This is a genomic window from Paraburkholderia mimosarum LMG 23256 = NBRC 106338 (genome assembly GCF_000739815.1).
Lineage (GTDB): Bacteria > Pseudomonadota > Gammaproteobacteria > Burkholderiales > Burkholderiaceae > Paraburkholderia > Paraburkholderia mimosarum.
Genome location: NZ_BBJJ01000016.1, coordinates 1 through 14236, shown reverse-complemented (window position 1 = coordinate 14236; position 14236 = coordinate 1). Strand labels below are relative to the sequence as shown.

Below are 14236 nucleotides of genomic sequence, written 5' to 3'. Positions count from 1 at the left end.
GCGGCGCGTCTAAAGGTAATTTAACGCAAAAAGCAAAAAAGGCGCACGATGCGCCTTTTTTGTCGTTGCGATGCAAAAGCTCGCGGGGGGCACCGGGGCGGAGCGCCCGGCGCTGCGCTGCTTACTGCGCCGTCTTCTGCTCGGGCTGACGCAGACGGATGTGCAGTTCGCGAAGCTGCTTCTCGTCCACCGCGCTCGGCGCCTGCGTGAGCAGACACTGCGCGCGTTGCGTCTTCGGGAACGCGATCACGTCGCGGATCGAGTCGGCGCCGGCCATCATCGTGACGATGCGGTCGAGACCGAAAGCGATACCGCCGTGCGGCGGCGCGCCGTACTGCAGCGCGTCGAGCAGGAAGCCGAACTTCGCGCGCGCCTCATCGGGACCGATCTTGAGTGCGCGGAACACCTTGCTCTGCACGTCTTCCTGATAGATACGCACCGAGCCGCCGCCGATTTCCCAGCCGTTCAGCACCATGTCGTAGGCCTTGGCGAGGCAGCGGCCCGGATCCGTTTCGAGGTATTCGAGGTGCTCGTCCTTCGGGCTCGTGAACGGGTGATGCGCGGCCACGTAGCGGTTCTCTTCCTCGTCGTACTCGAACATCGGGAAGTCGATGACCCACAGCGGCTTCCAGCCCTTCTCGACGAGACCGTTGGCCTTGCCGAACTCCGAGTGGCCGATCTTCAGGCGCAGTGCGCCGAGGCTGTCGTTCACGACCTTCGCGCGGTCCGCCGCGAAGAAGATGATGTCGCCATCCTGCGCGCCGGTGCGCTCGAGGATCGCGGCGATCGCGGCGTCGTGCAGGTTCTTGACGATCGGGCTTTGCAGACCGTCACGGCCCTTGGCGGCTTCGTTGACCTTGATCCACGCGAGACCCTTCGCGCCGTAGATCCGCACGAACTCGGTGTAGCCGTCGATGTCGCCGCGCGAAAGCTCGCCGCCCTTCGGCACGCGCAGCGCCGCGACGCGGCCGTCCTTCGTGTTGGCCGGCGTGCTGAACACCTTGAAATCGACGTCCCTCATGGCGTCGGTCAGCTCGGTGAATTCGAGCTTCACGCGCAGGTCCGGCTTGTCCGAGCCGAAGCGGCTCATGGCTTCCGAGTACGGCATGATCGGGAACTTCGCATCGAGCTCGACGCCGATCGTTTCCTTGAACACGTGACGCGCCATGTCTTCGAACAGGTCGCGGATTTCCTGCTCGCCGAGGAACGACGTTTCGCAGTCGATCTGCGTGAATTCGGGCTGACGATCGGCGCGCAGGTCTTCGTCGCGGAAGCACTTGACGATCTGATAGTAGCGATCGAAGTTGGCGACCATCAGCAGCTGCTTGAAGAGCTGCGGCGACTGCGGCAGTGCGAAGAACTGCCCCGCGTTCACGCGCGACGGCACGAGGTAGTCGCGCGCGCCTTCCGGCGTGCTCTTCGTGAGCATCGGCGTTTCGATGTCGATGAAGCCGAGCGCGTCGAGATACTTGCGCACGGCCATCGTCACGCGATAGCGCAGGCGCAGGTTGTGCTGCATCTGCGGACGGCGCAGGTCGAGCACGCGGTGCGTGAGACGCGTGGTTTCCGAGAGGTTGTCGTCGTCGAGCTGGAACGGCGGCGTGACCGATGCGTTGAGCACCACGAGCTCGTGGCACAGCACTTCGATCTTGCCGCTCGTGAGGTTCGCGTTGACCGTGCCTTCCGGACGATTGCGAACGACGCCCTTCACTTGCACGCAGAATTCGTTGCGCACGCCTTCGGCGATCTTGAACATCTCCGCGCGATCGGGATCGCAGACGACCTGAACGAGGCCCTCGCGGTCGCGCAGGTCGATGAAGATGACGCCGCCATGGTCACGGCGGCGATGCACCCATCCGCACAGCGAAACAGTTTGGCCCAGCAGCTGTTCGGTCACCAGACCGCAGTATTCAGATCTCATCGACATGATGTTCGTCTTTCGTTATGCATGAATGAACGGGAGCGGCGCGCGGCGCGCGTCGTCCGGTATTAAAGCGGAGGATCGATATGGCGGCGTGGAGAGGTAGCCGGCGCGACCACGCCCATCGAAACAATATACTTGAGCGCGGCGTCGACGGTCATGTCCAGCTCGACGACCTCGCTCTTCGGCACCATCAGGAAAAAGCCCGACGTGGGATTCGGCGTAGTCGGCACATACACGCTCACGTGATCTTCCTGCAGGTGGTTGACCACGTCGCCGCCCGGAATGCCGGTGAGAAACGCGATCGTCCACGAACCCTTGCGCGGGTATTCGATCAGGAGTGCCTTGCGAAATGCGTTGCCGTTGCTCGAAAGCAGTGTATCGGAAACCTGCTGGATACTGCCGTACAGCGGCCCGACGATGGGAATGCGCCGCACCAGCACGTTCCACCACTCCACCAGCTTCTGCCCGATGAAGTTGTGCGTGAGCAGACCCACGCCGAAGATGAACGCGAGCGTGAGCACCGCGCCGAGGCCCGGCAGGCGCATGTGGAACATGCGCTCCGGCCGCCACGACTCGGGCAGCAGCAGCAGCGTCTGATCCATCGTGCCGATGACGAGGTTCAGCACCCACAGCGTGATGGCCAACGGCACCAGCACGAGAAGGCCAGTCAGAAATACCGATTTGAACGTCGCTTTCTTGATCGTCATGTACACCGCCAAGCGGGCCGCGCACGGCATCGGTTATGCCGGCGTGGCAATGGCGCGGCGCGATCCGCAGGAATCGCGCCGCGGGTTTTCAGGTCGAGGCCGCCGGGCTCGGCGCGCTCGGCGCACTGCTGGCCGTGCCGCTCGCCGCCGCGGGAGCCGCTGCGCCTGATCCGTTGGCAGCGCTCTCGCCCGCCGGCTTGCCGCTCTCGGACGACGCCGCGCTCTCGCCCGCCGCATTGTCCTTTGCACCCGTCGCCGCAGCGCTCTTGCCGCCGCTGTTGCCGCCACGGAAATCGGTGACGTACCAGCCCGAACCTTTCAGCTGAAAGCCGGCGGCCGTGACCTGTTTGCGAAAGGTGTCCGCGCCGCAGCTCGGGCACTGCGTCAGGGGCGCATCGCTAATCTTTTGCAGCACGTCCTTGTCGAAGCCGCACGACTCGCAGCGATAAGCGTAGATCGGCATGATCTCTATCCTGATGAAAATCTGATAATTGCTTGCAAAGCCTTGAATTATAGCCGCAAACCAGGATCGCCCCTGGCATTTACCGGGGGTTGGCTGTCCAGCGGGAAGCGTCGGAGGTTGCGGCCGCCCGGGTTCAGATGAGGGCGGGTCGCGCGCGCATCAAGAGCACGCGCGGCTCTGCCGGGAGGCTAATGCCCCGCGCGCCTGCCGGGCAAGGCGCTCGCCAGCGCCTCTCAGCGCTCAAGCGCGTGGCGGCGCGTCGTCGTGACGGCGCCACACGAGCCAGCGCTCGCGCCCTGCGAAGATGGGCAGCGAGTCGGCCACGGGTCGATCGTCCACCAGTGTGAAGAACGGCGTGAGCAAGGCGTCGAGCTCGTCACGCGCGATGGCGAACGGCGGCCCGTTGGGTGTCTCGCCAATGAAGAAGTAGCCCGCGAGCAGCGCGCCCGGTTGCAGCAGATCGGCCATGCGCCTCGCGTACGCTGCGCGCTGCGCTTTGGGCAATGCGCACAGGAAGGCACGCTCGAACACCCAGGCTGGTGTGAATGGCGGCTGGTAGGTGTAAAAGTCCGCCTCTTCGACCACGTCTGCGTACTGGCCCAGCGCCGCGCGCGCGCTCGCGACCGCGGCCGGCGCGAAGTCGATGGCGCGCACCGCGCGGCCGCGCTCGGCGAGCCAGCGCGCCTCCCAGGCGTTGCCGCAGCCCGGAATCAGCACGGCGGCCTCGGGGTGCGCGGCGGCGAAGGCCTCGAACTCGCGCTGCACGCCCGCCTGGTCCCACGGCGTGAAGCCGCGTGCGAAGCGCTCGTCCCAGAACGAGGGCGACGCCGGATCGCGGGTTTCGAACTCGGGCGCGTCGCCCGGTTGCGGCGGCAGGGTCGGGTCGCTCATCGTCTCACTCCTCGTCTCGTACGCTGTCCTGGCGGCGCATTTCAGCCACCGTAGGCAAAGGCCAGCCACACGCGCGCCGCCACCATGCCCACGCCCACCGCTGCGCCGAACACCAGCAAGCCCTGCAGCAGCCGATTTGTGCGCCGTTGCTCGGCGAGCATCTGGCGGATTGTCTCGTCATTGGCGAGTCCGCCCGGTTCCTGGCGATGCAGCAGCATCTGATGCACGAGGCGTGGCAGTTGCGGCAGCGTCTTGCTCCACTGGGGCGCCTCGATCTTGAAGCGCTCGTACCAGCCGCGCAGGCCGATCTGCTCGGTCATCCAGCGTTCGAGGTAAGGCTTCGCCGTTTTCCACAGATCCAGCTCCGGATCGAGCGAGCGCCCGAGGCCCTCGACGTTGAGCATGGTCTTTTGCAGCAGCACGAGCTGCGGCTGGATTTCCACGTTGAAGCGTCGCGAAGTCTGGAACAGTCGCAGCAGCACCTGGCCGAGCGAAATGTCCTTCAGTGCGCGGTCGAAATACGGCTCGCACACGGCGCGAATCGCGCTTTCCAGCTCTTCCACGCGCGTATGGGGCGGCACCCAGCCCGACTCGATGTGGAGGGTCGCCACGCGGTGATAGTCGCGCTTGAAGAAGGCGAGGAAGTTCTGCGCGAGGTAGTTCTTGTCGAAGTCCGACAACGCGCCGACGATGCCGAAGTCGAGCGCGATATAGCGGCCGAAATGCGCGGGATCGAGGCTCACCTGGATGTTGCCGGGGTGCATGTCCGCGTGGAAGAAGCCGTCGCGAAACACCTGCGTGAAGAAGATCTCGACGCCCTCGCGCGCGAGCTTCGGAATGTCCACCCCGGCCGCGCGCAGCTTGTCCACCTGGCTGATCGGCACGCCGACCATGCGCTCCATCACGAGGACGTTGGGTGTGCTGTACTCCCAGTACATCTCCGGCACGAGCAGCAGATCGAGGCCCGCGAAGTTGCGGCGCAACTGGCTGCCGTTGGCGGCCTCGCGCATCAGATCGAGCTCGTCGTGCAGGTACTTGTCGAACTCCGCGACCACCTCGCGCGGCTTCAGGCGCTTGCCGTCTGCCCACAGACGCTCGGCCCACACGGCGAGGTCGCGCAGGAGCGCGAGGTCGGAATCGATCACCGGGCGCATGTTGGGGCGCAGCACCTTGACCGCCACGGGCTTGCCCGCGTGCTGGCCCGACTTCACCTTCGCGAAGTGCACCTGCGCGATCGAGGCGCTCGCCACCGGCACCCGCTCGAACTCGTCGAAAATCTTATCGACATGCGCGCCCAGCGATTTCTCGATCAGGCCGATCGCCACGTTCGAATCGAACGGCGGCACCTGGTCCTGCAGCTTGGCGAGTTCGTTGGCGATGTCGGGCGGCAGCAGGTCGCGGCGCGTAGACAGCACCTGGCCGAACTTGACGAAGATCGGGCCGAGGCTTTCCAGTGCAAGACGCAGACGCACGCCGGGCGGATCGTCGAAGCGCCGACCGATCGTCGTGATGCGCAGGAGCAGCGCGACGCGCCGGTCGTTGATCCGGCTCAACATCATCTCGTCGAGGCCGAAGCGGATGACGGTGAAGAAAATCTTGAGAAAACGCAGAAAACGCATGTCTGGGAAGCCTGTTGACTAGCGCGAGCCGCGCGGCGCAGCGCTCTGGCTCGCGCCCCTGGCCTGTGATTTTTGTTCGATCCGCTCGATGCGCTTTTCGACGCGCGCCAACGCATCGCGTGCGCGCGACAGCTCCTCGTTGAAGCCTTCCAGCTCGACGCGCCGCACCAGTTGCGGATTCTCGTCGAGCAGATATTCCGTGACCGAGCCGAGCACGTTGCGCCCCGTGCGCCAGGCCTGCTCGCCCGCGGCGCGCGCAAGCGCGGCGATGCGGGAAGCCGGGGCGTCGCCAATCAGGTTCGCGAGATCCTCTTCGGGTTCCCAGCGCAAATGCTCGGCAAGCTTGCCGATGACTTGCGCGAACTCGGCATCGCCCTCGATCTTCACGTGCTTCATGACGGCCGCCTGGCCGCCTTGCACGAACGAGGAGAGCGCGCCCGCGGGCACCGATAGCGTGACATCGACACCGCCGGCATCGTGGTCCTCGACCGCGCCCAGATACCCGTCCGGCAGCACCAGCAGCGTGAGCACGACGGGCTCACACGTGAGGCGCGCGGTCTTGCCGGCATAGGGAGCGAGGCGCTCACGCGCCCACGTTTCGCGCGCGAGCAGGTGATTGACGGCAGCAGCGAAGGGCTTGGCGGCGAGAGTCATCGGCATGAAATAAGAAAACCCGCACGGGCACCAGCCCGGGCGGGTTCCTATTGTAACGTTCGAGCGTAACGTTCGAGCCGCAGGATCGCGCCGCCGCCCTGCCCGATACGACGTGGCGCGGCGGCGGCGTGACGGGTAGACAACGGGCGGACAACGTGCAGACGCCGCACTCCATGATCCGAATCAATTCACGAAGCGCGCGGCCGCCCTGCGGACTCAGTGCGACTCGACCTGCTGAATGCCCGCGAGGAGCCAGCCTTCGCCCGACGTGCGCGACTTCGAGAGATTCCAGATTTCGACGAACGGATCGGCCGGCGCGCCCGCGCTTTCGCGGATCAGGCCGGAGAAGCGCACGCTTGCGAGATATTCGCTGCCGCGATCTTCCACACCGAGAAGGTCCGCGTTGAGCTGCACGACGTCGGTCTGGTTGGGCTGCGCGCCGCGGCCCGCGAGATCGACGCGGATTTCGGCGAACATCTCGGGCGTCGTGAACTCGCGGATGTCGTCCATGTTGCCCGCGTCCCACGCGGCCTGCAGACGCACGAAGTAGACCTTCGCGTTGCGCAGGAAGGCTTCGGTGTCGAAGCCCGCGGGAATCGACGCACCTGCAGCCGGCGGCGTATCGATATGCGGCGTGCTGAGCGGATTGGCTTCAGGCGCGAGGTACTGCCCCGTAGGCGGCGCGGTATAGCGCGGCTCCTGCGGTTGATACCCACCGGACGACTGGCTCAGGTTGCTCGACGAGGCATATCCGCCACCGGTCTGGTACGCGGGTTCCGCGGCGCGGCGGCGGCTCATGAACTTGCGGATCAGCCAGATCGCGATGAAGGCGATCAGCGCGATGACGATCATGTTGGCCATCATGCCCGCGAACGCTTCGCCAAGACCGAAGTGCGAGAGCAGCGCCGCGATGCCGAGACCGGCCGCGAGGCCCGCGATGGGCCCGAGCCAGCGATTGCGCGCCGGTGCGGGTGCGGGCGTGGGAGCCGGCGTGCCCGGCGCGCGCTGGGCGCCCGCTTGCTGCGCGGGATTCGTCGAGCTGGGCTGCGCGGGCGGCGGCGTCGTGCTGCGCTGCGTGGCCGTTGACGACTGCTTGCCGAAGCTGCGGCCGCCACCCATGCGGCGAGCCTCGGCGTCGAACGACGCGAGGCTGCCGGCGACTATCACGCCGACGATGGCCAGAACGCCGATTCGTCTGGCCCACGAGACTGAAAGCTTTTTGGAAGCAATGATGCGGGGCTCAGACATAGCGGAAATTCCTTTAAAGACAGAGAGTTGGGAACACTAATACTTTGTACCGACGTGTAAGGCTACCACGCCAGCTGACAAATTGTAATATTTGACGGCATCGAGGCCGACTTGTTCCATCATCGTCTTGAGTGTTTCCTGATCGGGATGCATGCGGATCGACTCCGCGAGGTACTGGTAACTCTCCGCGTCCTGGGCGAAACGCTGGCCCAGCCACGGCAGCACCTTGAACGAATAAACGTCGTACGCCTTCTTGAGCGGCTCCCAGACCTTCGAGAATTCGAGCACGAGCACGCGCCCGCCCGGCTTGAGCACGCGGCGCATTTCGGCGAGCGCGACGTCCTTGTGCGTCATGTTGCGCAGGCCGAAGGCCACGGTCACCACGTCGAAGTAGTTGTCGGGGAAGGGAATTTTCTCGGCGTCGCACAACAGCGCCGGCGTGATCACGCCGCGGTCGATGAGACGGTCGCGGCCCACGCGCAGCATCGACTCGTTGATGTCGGTATGCCAGACCTCGCCGGTCGGGCCCGCCTTCTTCGCGAACGCCATCGACAGATCGCCGGTGCCGCCCGCGATATCGAGCACCTTCGCGCCCGGCCGGATGTTCGCCTGCGCGATCGTGAAGGCCTTCCACGCGCGGTGCAGTCCGCCCGACATCAGGTCGTTCATCAGGTCGTAGTTCGAGGCGACCGAGTGAAACACGCCGGCCACCTTCTTCGCCTTGTCCTGTTCGTCGACTGTCTGATAGCCGAAGTGGGTTTTGCTCATCGCGCTCGTCCTTTCGCGGAAGGGTGTTCTATTGTGATGGGTGCGCCGTGTCTGTCAGACGAGCGGCGGGGCAGGATCGTAACAGGAAGCGTCAGTGGCAGTGGCCATGCGCTGCAGGCGGCGGCGCCATGGGGGCGTCGCGCTCGACGCCCGCCGCCTTCAACCTGGCGAAATAATCGGCCCAGAGTTCGTCCTGCCGCGTGGCGAGCTCGTAGAGCTGGTCCCACGAATAGATGCCGGTGTTGTGGCCGTCCGAAAACGTCGGCTGCAGCGCGTAGTTGCCGACACCCTCGAGCGCCGTGATGGTCACCTCGCGCTTGCCGGTCTGCAGCGTTTCCTGGCCGGGCCCATGGCCGCGCACCTCCGCCGAAGGCGAATAGACCCGCATCAGCTCGAACGGCACGCGATAGCTCTCGCCATTCGCATACTGGAGTTCGAGCACGTGCGAGACGGCGTGCACCACGACGCCGGTCGGCACCGGCGTATCGGATTTCAGTCCACTCATGTTCGTTCCTGCGTTTGACCGCGTGTTGACCGCACCATCAGCGCATGTTGGCCGTCCACCGCCGGCCGCCTGCTCAGGCCTGGTCCATCTCCTGGCGCACCGCGTCGCGCAGCAGCGTAGCCTGCGCGCGGCGCTGGCCCAGCATCGCTTCCGAAACCGTGCGTTGGCGCGGCGCCCACACGGGCAGCGGGAAATGCGCGTCGTTCGTGAAGCGCGGAATCACATGCCAGTGCATATGCGGCACCTGATTGCCAAGGCTCGCGAGATTCACCTTCGAAGGCTGCATGACGCGGCGCAGCGCGCGCTCGACCGCATACACCACGCGCATCAGATGCTCCCGGTCTTCCGCGCCCAGGTCCGAGAACTCGGCGACATGCTCATTCCAGATGACCCGGCAGAAGCCGGGATAGTCGGCTTCGGCGGTCGCGAGCACGACGCGCATGCGTTCGTCCTGCCACAGCACATCGCCGCCTTCCTCATTGCAGAATACGCATTTCATCGTCGTCCCCGAACCGGTTTCACGGAAAATTGAGCGCTGCCATTAGACCAGCACGCGCTCGATTCCGCCATTGTTCGCGCTCTGAACGTAGTCCGCCATCCAGTTTTCGCCAAGTACGTGTCGGGCGATTTCCACCACGATGTAATCGGCTTCGATGTTGGCGTCTTCGTTGTACCGCGACAGACCCTGGAGGCACGACGGGCAGCTCGTCAGAATCTTGACGTCCTGCGCCGTACCCTGCCCGCCCGCTTCCTGCTGCGTAGCCGGCTGCACCCCGTTCGCGCCGTTGCCTGTGACCGGAATGCCGCGCAGCTTCGCCGCGCCCTTGCGGATTTCCTCTTCCTTGCGGAAGCGCACCTGCGTCGAAATGTCCGGGCGCGTGACGGCCAGCGTGCCCGATTCGCCGCAGCAGCGATCGTTCTTCTCGATGCGGTAGCCGTCCTTCTCCGAGCCCATCAGTTCATTGACGAGCTTGACCGGGTCCATCGTCTTGATCGGCGTGTGGCACGGGTCGTGGTACATGTAGCGCGTGCCCGTCACGCCATCGAGCTTGATGCCCTTTTCCAGCAGGAACTCGTGGATGTCGATGATGCGGCATCCCGGGAAGATCTTGTCGAATTCATAACCGGCCAGCTGGTCGTAGCAGGTGCCGCACGACACGACCACCGTCTTGATGTCGAGGTAGTTGAGCGTGTTCGCGACCCGATGGAACAGCACGCGGTTGTCGGTCACGATCTTCTCGGCCTTGTCGTACTGGCCCGAGCCGCGCTGCGGATAGCCGCAGCACAGGTAGCCCGGCGGCAGCACGGTCTGCACGCCCGCCTCCCACAGCATGGCCTGGGTGGCGAGGCCCACCTGCGAGAACAGACGCTCCGAGCCGCAGCCCGGGAAGTAGAACACCGCTTCCGAATCGACGCTCGTCGTCTTCGGGTTGCGGATGATCGGCACGATCTTGTTGTCCTCGATGTCGAGCAGCGCGCGCGCCGTCTTCTTCGGCAGGTTGCCCGGCATCTTCTTGTTGACGAAGTGGATCACCTGCTCGACCACGGGCGGCTTGCCGGTCGTGGCGGGCGGATGCGCCGTCTGCTTCTTCACGACCTTCTTGAGCAGATCGTTGCCGAGGCGCTGCGCCTTGTAGCCCACGCCCATCATCACTTCGCGCGCGAGATTGATGGTCTGCGGATTAGTGGCGTTCAGGAAGAACATGCCCGCCGCGTTGCCCGCGTTGAACTTCTTCTTGCCCATCTTGCGCAGCAGGTTGCGCATGTTCATCGTCACGTCGCCGAAGTCGATCTTGACCGGGCACGGCGTCACGCACTTGTGGCAGACCGTGCAGTGATCGGCCACGTCGTTGAACTCGTCCCAGTGCTTGATCGACACGCCGCGGCGCGTCTGCTCTTCGTACAGGAACGCCTCGACCAGCAGCGAGGTCGCGAGAATCTTGTTGCGCGGGCTGTAGAGCAGGTTCGCGCGCGGCACGTGCGTGGCGCATACCGGCTTGCACTTGCCGCAGCGCAGGCAGTCCTTCACCGATTCGGCGATCGCGCCGATGTCGGACTGCTGCATGATGAGCGATTCATAGCCCATCAGCCCGAACGAAGGTGTGTAGGCGTTGCGCAGGTCGGCGCCTTCGAGCAGCTTGCCCGCATTGAAGCGGCCTTGCGGATCGACGCGCTGCTTGTAGGCGCGGAACTCGGCGATCTCGTCATCGGTGAGGAATTCGAGCTTCGTGATGCCGATGCCATGCTCGCCCGAAATCACGCCGTCGAGCGAGCGCGCGAGCTTCATGATGCGCGCGACCGCGTGGTGCGCGTCCTGCAGCATCTCGTAGTTGTCCGAGTTGACCGGCAGGTTCGTGTGCACGTTGCCGTCGCCGGCGTGCATGTGCAGCGCGACGAACACGCGGCCGCGCAGCACCTTCTTGTGGATCGCCTGGGCTTCGTCGAGGATCGGCTTGAACGCGCCGCCGTTGAAGATCTGGCGCAGTTCCGCGCGAATCTCCTCTTTCCACGAGACGCGCACCGTGCGGTCCTGGGTCACGTGGAAGACGCTGGCGTCCGGCTGCGCGTCGACGCGGTCGGCGAACTTCTCCGCCAGCGCCTCGTAGCCCAGTTGCACGAGATAGTGCTGCGCCTCGCGCAGCGACATGTCGAGCTTTTCGCCCACGAAGGTCCAGCGTTCGCGCACGCGCTTGAGCAGATCGAGCGCCTGCTGCACGCGGTCTTCGAGCAGCTCCGCCGAGGGAATCTCGTTCGCGTCGTCGGTCTTGCCGAGCGGCAGCTTCCCTTCCTTGAAGAACGCTTCGAGCGCGTCGACCAGTTGCAGCTTGTTCTTGATCGACAGCTCGATGTTGATGCGCTCGATGCCGTCCGTGTACTCGCCCATGCGATTGAGCGGGATCACGACGTCTTCGTTGATCTTGAACGCGTTGGTGTGCTTCGCGATGGCGGCCGTGCGGCTGCGGTCGAGCCAGAAGCGCTTGCGCGCCTCGGCGGACACCGCGACGAACCCCTCGCCGCTCTTGCCGTTGGCCATGCGGATGACTTCGGAGGTCGCGGTGGCCACGGCATCGGCGTCGTCGCCGACGATGTCGCCGATCAGCACCATCTTCGGGAACGCGTTGCGCTTGCTCTTGGTCGCGTACCCCACGGCACGCAGATAGCGTTCGTCGAGGTGCTCGAGACCCGCGAGAATCGCGCCGCCCTGCTTCGACGTTTCGAACAGATAGTCCTTGATTTCGACGATGCTCGGGATCGCCTCGCGCGCCTGGCCGAAGAATTCGAGGCACACCGTGCGCGTGTGGGCGGGCATCTTGTGCAGCACCCAGCGCGCGGACGTGATGAGCCCGTCGCAGCCTTCCTTCTGCACGCCCGGCAGACCCGCGAGGAATTTATCGGTGACGTCCTTGCCGAGGCCTTCCTTGCGAAAACGCTTGCCCTCGATATCGAGCCATTCGGTGCGCAGCAGCTTTTCGCCCGGCGCGTGCTCGCCGTCGAACCACTTCAGCTCGAAGCGCGCGACAGGAATGTCATGGATCTTGCCGAGATTGTGGTCGAGGCGCGTGACTTCGAGCCAGTTGCCCTGCGGATCGACCATGCGCCACCAGGCGAGATTGTCGAGCGCCGTGCCCCACAGCACGGCCTTCTTGCCGCCCGCGTTCATCGCGACGTTGCCGCCGATGCACGACGCATCGAGCGAGGTCGGGTCGACGGCGAACACGAAGCCCGCGGCGTCGGCGGCCTCGGTCACGCGGCGGGTGACGACGCCCGCGCCCGAGAAAATGGTCGCCACCTTGCGGTTCACGCCCGGCAGGTCGGTCATTTCGACGGGGCCGAGCTCTTCGAGCTTTTCGGTGTTGATGACGGCCGAGAACGGCGTGAGCGGCACCGCGCCACCCGTGTAGCCCGTGCCGCCTCCGCGCGGAATCACGGTGAGGCCGAGCTCGAAGCAGGCCTTGATCAGGCCCGCGATTTCGGCTTCGGTGTCGGGCGTGAGGACGACGAACGGGTACTCGACGCGCCAGTCGGTCGCGTCGGTCACGTGCGAGACGCGCGCGAGACCGTCGAAGCGGATGTTGTCTTTGGCCGTGCGCTTGCCGAGCACCCTCGTCGCGCGCCGGCGCAGGTCCGCCATCTTGTCGAACTCGCCCGCGAAGGCGTCGATGGCGCGGCGCGTGGCGGCAACCAGCGTTTCGACGCGCGCGGCGCGGCTCACGCCTTCCTCGTCGGCATGCTCGACCAGGTCGGCGCGGCGGCGCTTTTCGATTTCGGCAAGGCGGTGGTTGAGCGCCTCGATCAGCAGCGCGCGGCGCTTCGGGTTGTCGAGCAGGTCGTCCTGCAGATAGGGATTGCGGCGCACGACCCAGATGTCGCCCAGCACCTCGTAAAGCATGCGCGCCGAGCGGCCGGTGCGGCGCTCCGCGCGCAGCTCGGCGAGCGCGTTCCAGGCCTCTTCGCCAAGCAGGCGGATGACGATCTCGCGATCCGAAAAGGACGTGTAGTTATAGGGAATCTCGCGCAAGCGCGGTTCGATGTCGGCGGCCACGGCGGCGGCGCCGCCGCGAGGATCGAAAACTTGAGGTGCGTTCATGGTTGGACGACTCTTTGAGCCAGCTCCACGCACGGCGTTCTGCCGGTGCGACGAATGCCGACGGGGCGCGTGGGGCGCTATTCTGAAATCGTATCCGCCTGTGGCAGGCAGCGGACGAAAGGGGTGGGGAGGCACATGGCGGCAACACTCACGCCGATGGTTCCCCGGCGCTCGGACTTAGCGACACGATCGTGCGTGGCGGGCGTGCCGCTGCGCCGCGGGGCGGGTCTCGCGCCGCGCGTGCATCAAATGGGCTGTCCGGGGTTGCCAGTGCATCTTCCGATCCTTGTTTCGAAAATGGATTTTACCGCATGATCCGCACCCGCGCTGACGCAGCGCGGGAAGCCCTACGGACACTAAAAATTCACTTGTGCCGACCGGCGGCCGGCATGGCTGGGGGGCCCGATGTCCATCAAACGCCCAACCCCGCTCGCCTGCCCCGCCGCCAGCGCGCGAGCCGTTGGCGATATCATTGACGTTTTCCCGCACTGAACCCGCGCACGGCGCGCCCTCGCATGGCCTCCCACGACGATTACCTGAAGAAAATCCTCACCGCCCGCGTCTACGACGTCGCCCGGGAGACAGAACTCGAACGCGCCCCGAACCTCTCGGCGCGCCTGCGCAACGCGGTGTTCCTCAAGCGCGAGGACAATCAGCCGGTGTTCTCCTTCAAGCTGCGCGGCGCCTACAACAAGATGGCGCATCTCACGCCCGCGCAGCTCGAGCGCGGCGTGATCACCGCCTCGGCGGGCAATCACGCGCAGGGCGTGGCGCTTTCGGCGGCCAGGCTCGGCGTGAAGGCCGTGATCTGCGTGCCCGTCACCACGCCGCAAGTGAAGGTCGATGCGGTGCGCGCCCATGGCGGCGCC

12 protein-coding genes are annotated in these 14236 nt (G+C 65.4%); 1 reads left to right on the top strand and 11 read right to left on the bottom strand.

Features of this window, described 5'->3' with window-relative positions:
* Positions 1-121: 121 nt before the first annotated feature.
* The 11 genes from aspS to BMI01S_RS13755 all read right to left on the bottom strand — a co-directional run bounded on the left by aspS (position 122) and on the right by BMI01S_RS13755 (position 13367).
* Positions 122-1927, bottom strand: coding sequence for an aspartate--tRNA ligase (gene aspS / locus BMI01S_RS13805; protein WP_028211828.1), 1806 nt, complete (start codon positions 1925-1927; stop codon positions 122-124).
* A gap of 62 nt (positions 1928-1989) precedes the next feature.
* Entirely contained in the window at positions 1990-2631 is a 642-nt protein-coding gene (locus BMI01S_RS13800; RefSeq protein WP_028211829.1) for a DUF502 domain-containing protein, read from the bottom strand.
* 88 nt (positions 2632-2719) lie between these two features.
* Positions 2720-3094: an FmdB family zinc ribbon protein gene (locus BMI01S_RS13795; RefSeq protein ID WP_028211830.1), complete on the bottom strand. Its 375-nt coding sequence runs from the start codon at positions 3092-3094 to the stop codon at positions 2720-2722.
* A 240-nt stretch (positions 3095-3334) separates the two neighbouring features.
* A complete protein-coding gene (locus tag BMI01S_RS13790) occupies positions 3335-3985 on the bottom strand; it encodes a methyltransferase domain-containing protein (protein WP_028211831.1) in 651 nt (216 codons plus the stop codon).
* Positions 3986-4026: 41 nt separating this feature from the next.
* On the bottom strand, positions 4027-5604 hold the full coding sequence (gene ubiB / locus BMI01S_RS13785) for a ubiquinone biosynthesis regulatory protein kinase UbiB (protein ID WP_028211832.1): 1578 nt from the start codon (positions 5602-5604) through the stop codon (positions 4027-4029).
* A gap of 18 nt (positions 5605-5622) precedes the next feature.
* The gene (locus tag BMI01S_RS13780) at positions 5623-6258 is read right to left on the bottom strand and encodes a ubiquinone biosynthesis accessory factor UbiJ (RefSeq protein ID WP_028211833.1); all 636 of its coding nucleotides are present in this window, start codon (positions 6256-6258) and stop codon (positions 5623-5625) included.
* Positions 6259-6474: 216 nt separating this feature from the next.
* Complete coding sequence (locus BMI01S_RS13775; RefSeq protein WP_028230969.1) at positions 6475-7506, bottom strand: Tim44 domain-containing protein; 1032 nt, start codon at positions 7504-7506, stop codon at positions 6475-6477.
* A gap of 36 nt (positions 7507-7542) precedes the next feature.
* A complete protein-coding gene (ubiE, locus tag BMI01S_RS13770) occupies positions 7543-8274 on the bottom strand; it encodes a bifunctional demethylmenaquinone methyltransferase/2-methoxy-6-polyprenyl-1,4-benzoquinol methylase UbiE (RefSeq protein ID WP_028211835.1) in 732 nt (243 codons plus the stop codon).
* Positions 8275-8365: 91 nt separating this feature from the next.
* Positions 8366-8779: a gamma-butyrobetaine hydroxylase family protein gene (locus BMI01S_RS13765; RefSeq protein ID WP_028211836.1), complete on the bottom strand. Its 414-nt coding sequence runs from the start codon at positions 8777-8779 to the stop codon at positions 8366-8368.
* 73 nt (positions 8780-8852) lie between these two features.
* Positions 8853-9278, bottom strand: coding sequence for an HIT family protein (locus BMI01S_RS13760; RefSeq protein ID WP_028211837.1), 426 nt, complete (start codon positions 9276-9278; stop codon positions 8853-8855).
* Between the two features lie 42 nt (positions 9279-9320).
* A complete protein-coding gene (locus BMI01S_RS13755) occupies positions 9321-13367 on the bottom strand; it encodes a DUF3683 domain-containing protein (RefSeq protein ID WP_028211838.1) in 4047 nt (1348 codons plus the stop codon).
* Positions 13368-13882: 515 nt separating this feature from the next.
* On the opposite strand from BMI01S_RS13755, the gene BMI01S_RS13750 reads away from it, so the two are divergent.
* Positions 13883-14236, top strand: a 354-nt coding sequence (locus BMI01S_RS13750; RefSeq protein WP_042289523.1) for a pyridoxal-phosphate dependent enzyme, incomplete at its 3' end; no start/stop codon positions are given.

Excerpts from the sequence above, each read along its gene's own strand:
- aspS (WP_028211828.1), bottom strand. The coding sequence starts at position 1,927 with ATGTCGATGAGATCTGAATACTGCGGTCTGGTGACCGAACAGCTGCTG.
- ubiB (WP_028211832.1), bottom strand. The coding sequence starts at position 5,604 with ATGCGTTTTCTGCGTTTTCTCAAGATTTTCTTCACCGTCATCCGCTTC.
- BMI01S_RS13755 (WP_028211838.1), bottom strand. The coding sequence starts at position 13,367 with ATGAACGCACCTCAAGTTTTCGATCCTCGCGGCGGCGCCGCCGCCGTG.
- BMI01S_RS13800 (WP_028211829.1), bottom strand. The coding sequence starts at position 2,631 with ATGACGATCAAGAAAGCGACGTTCAAATCGGTATTTCTGACTGGCCTT.
- BMI01S_RS13790 (WP_028211831.1), bottom strand. The coding sequence starts at position 3,985 with ATGAGCGACCCGACCCTGCCGCCGCAACCGGGCGACGCGCCCGAGTTC.
- BMI01S_RS13760 (WP_028211837.1), bottom strand. The coding sequence starts at position 9,278 with ATGAAATGCGTATTCTGCAATGAGGAAGGCGGCGATGTGCTGTGGCAG.
- BMI01S_RS13765 (WP_028211836.1), bottom strand. The coding sequence starts at position 8,779 with ATGAGTGGACTGAAATCCGATACGCCGGTGCCGACCGGCGTCGTGGTG.
- BMI01S_RS13775 (WP_028230969.1), bottom strand. The coding sequence starts at position 7,506 with ATGTCTGAGCCCCGCATCATTGCTTCCAAAAAGCTTTCAGTCTCGTGG.
- BMI01S_RS13780 (WP_028211833.1), bottom strand. The coding sequence starts at position 6,258 with ATGACTCTCGCCGCCAAGCCCTTCGCTGCTGCCGTCAATCACCTGCTC.
- ubiE (WP_028211835.1), bottom strand. The coding sequence starts at position 8,274 with ATGAGCAAAACCCACTTCGGCTATCAGACAGTCGACGAACAGGACAAG.
- BMI01S_RS13795 (WP_028211830.1), bottom strand. The coding sequence starts at position 3,094 with ATGCCGATCTACGCTTATCGCTGCGAGTCGTGCGGCTTCGACAAGGAC.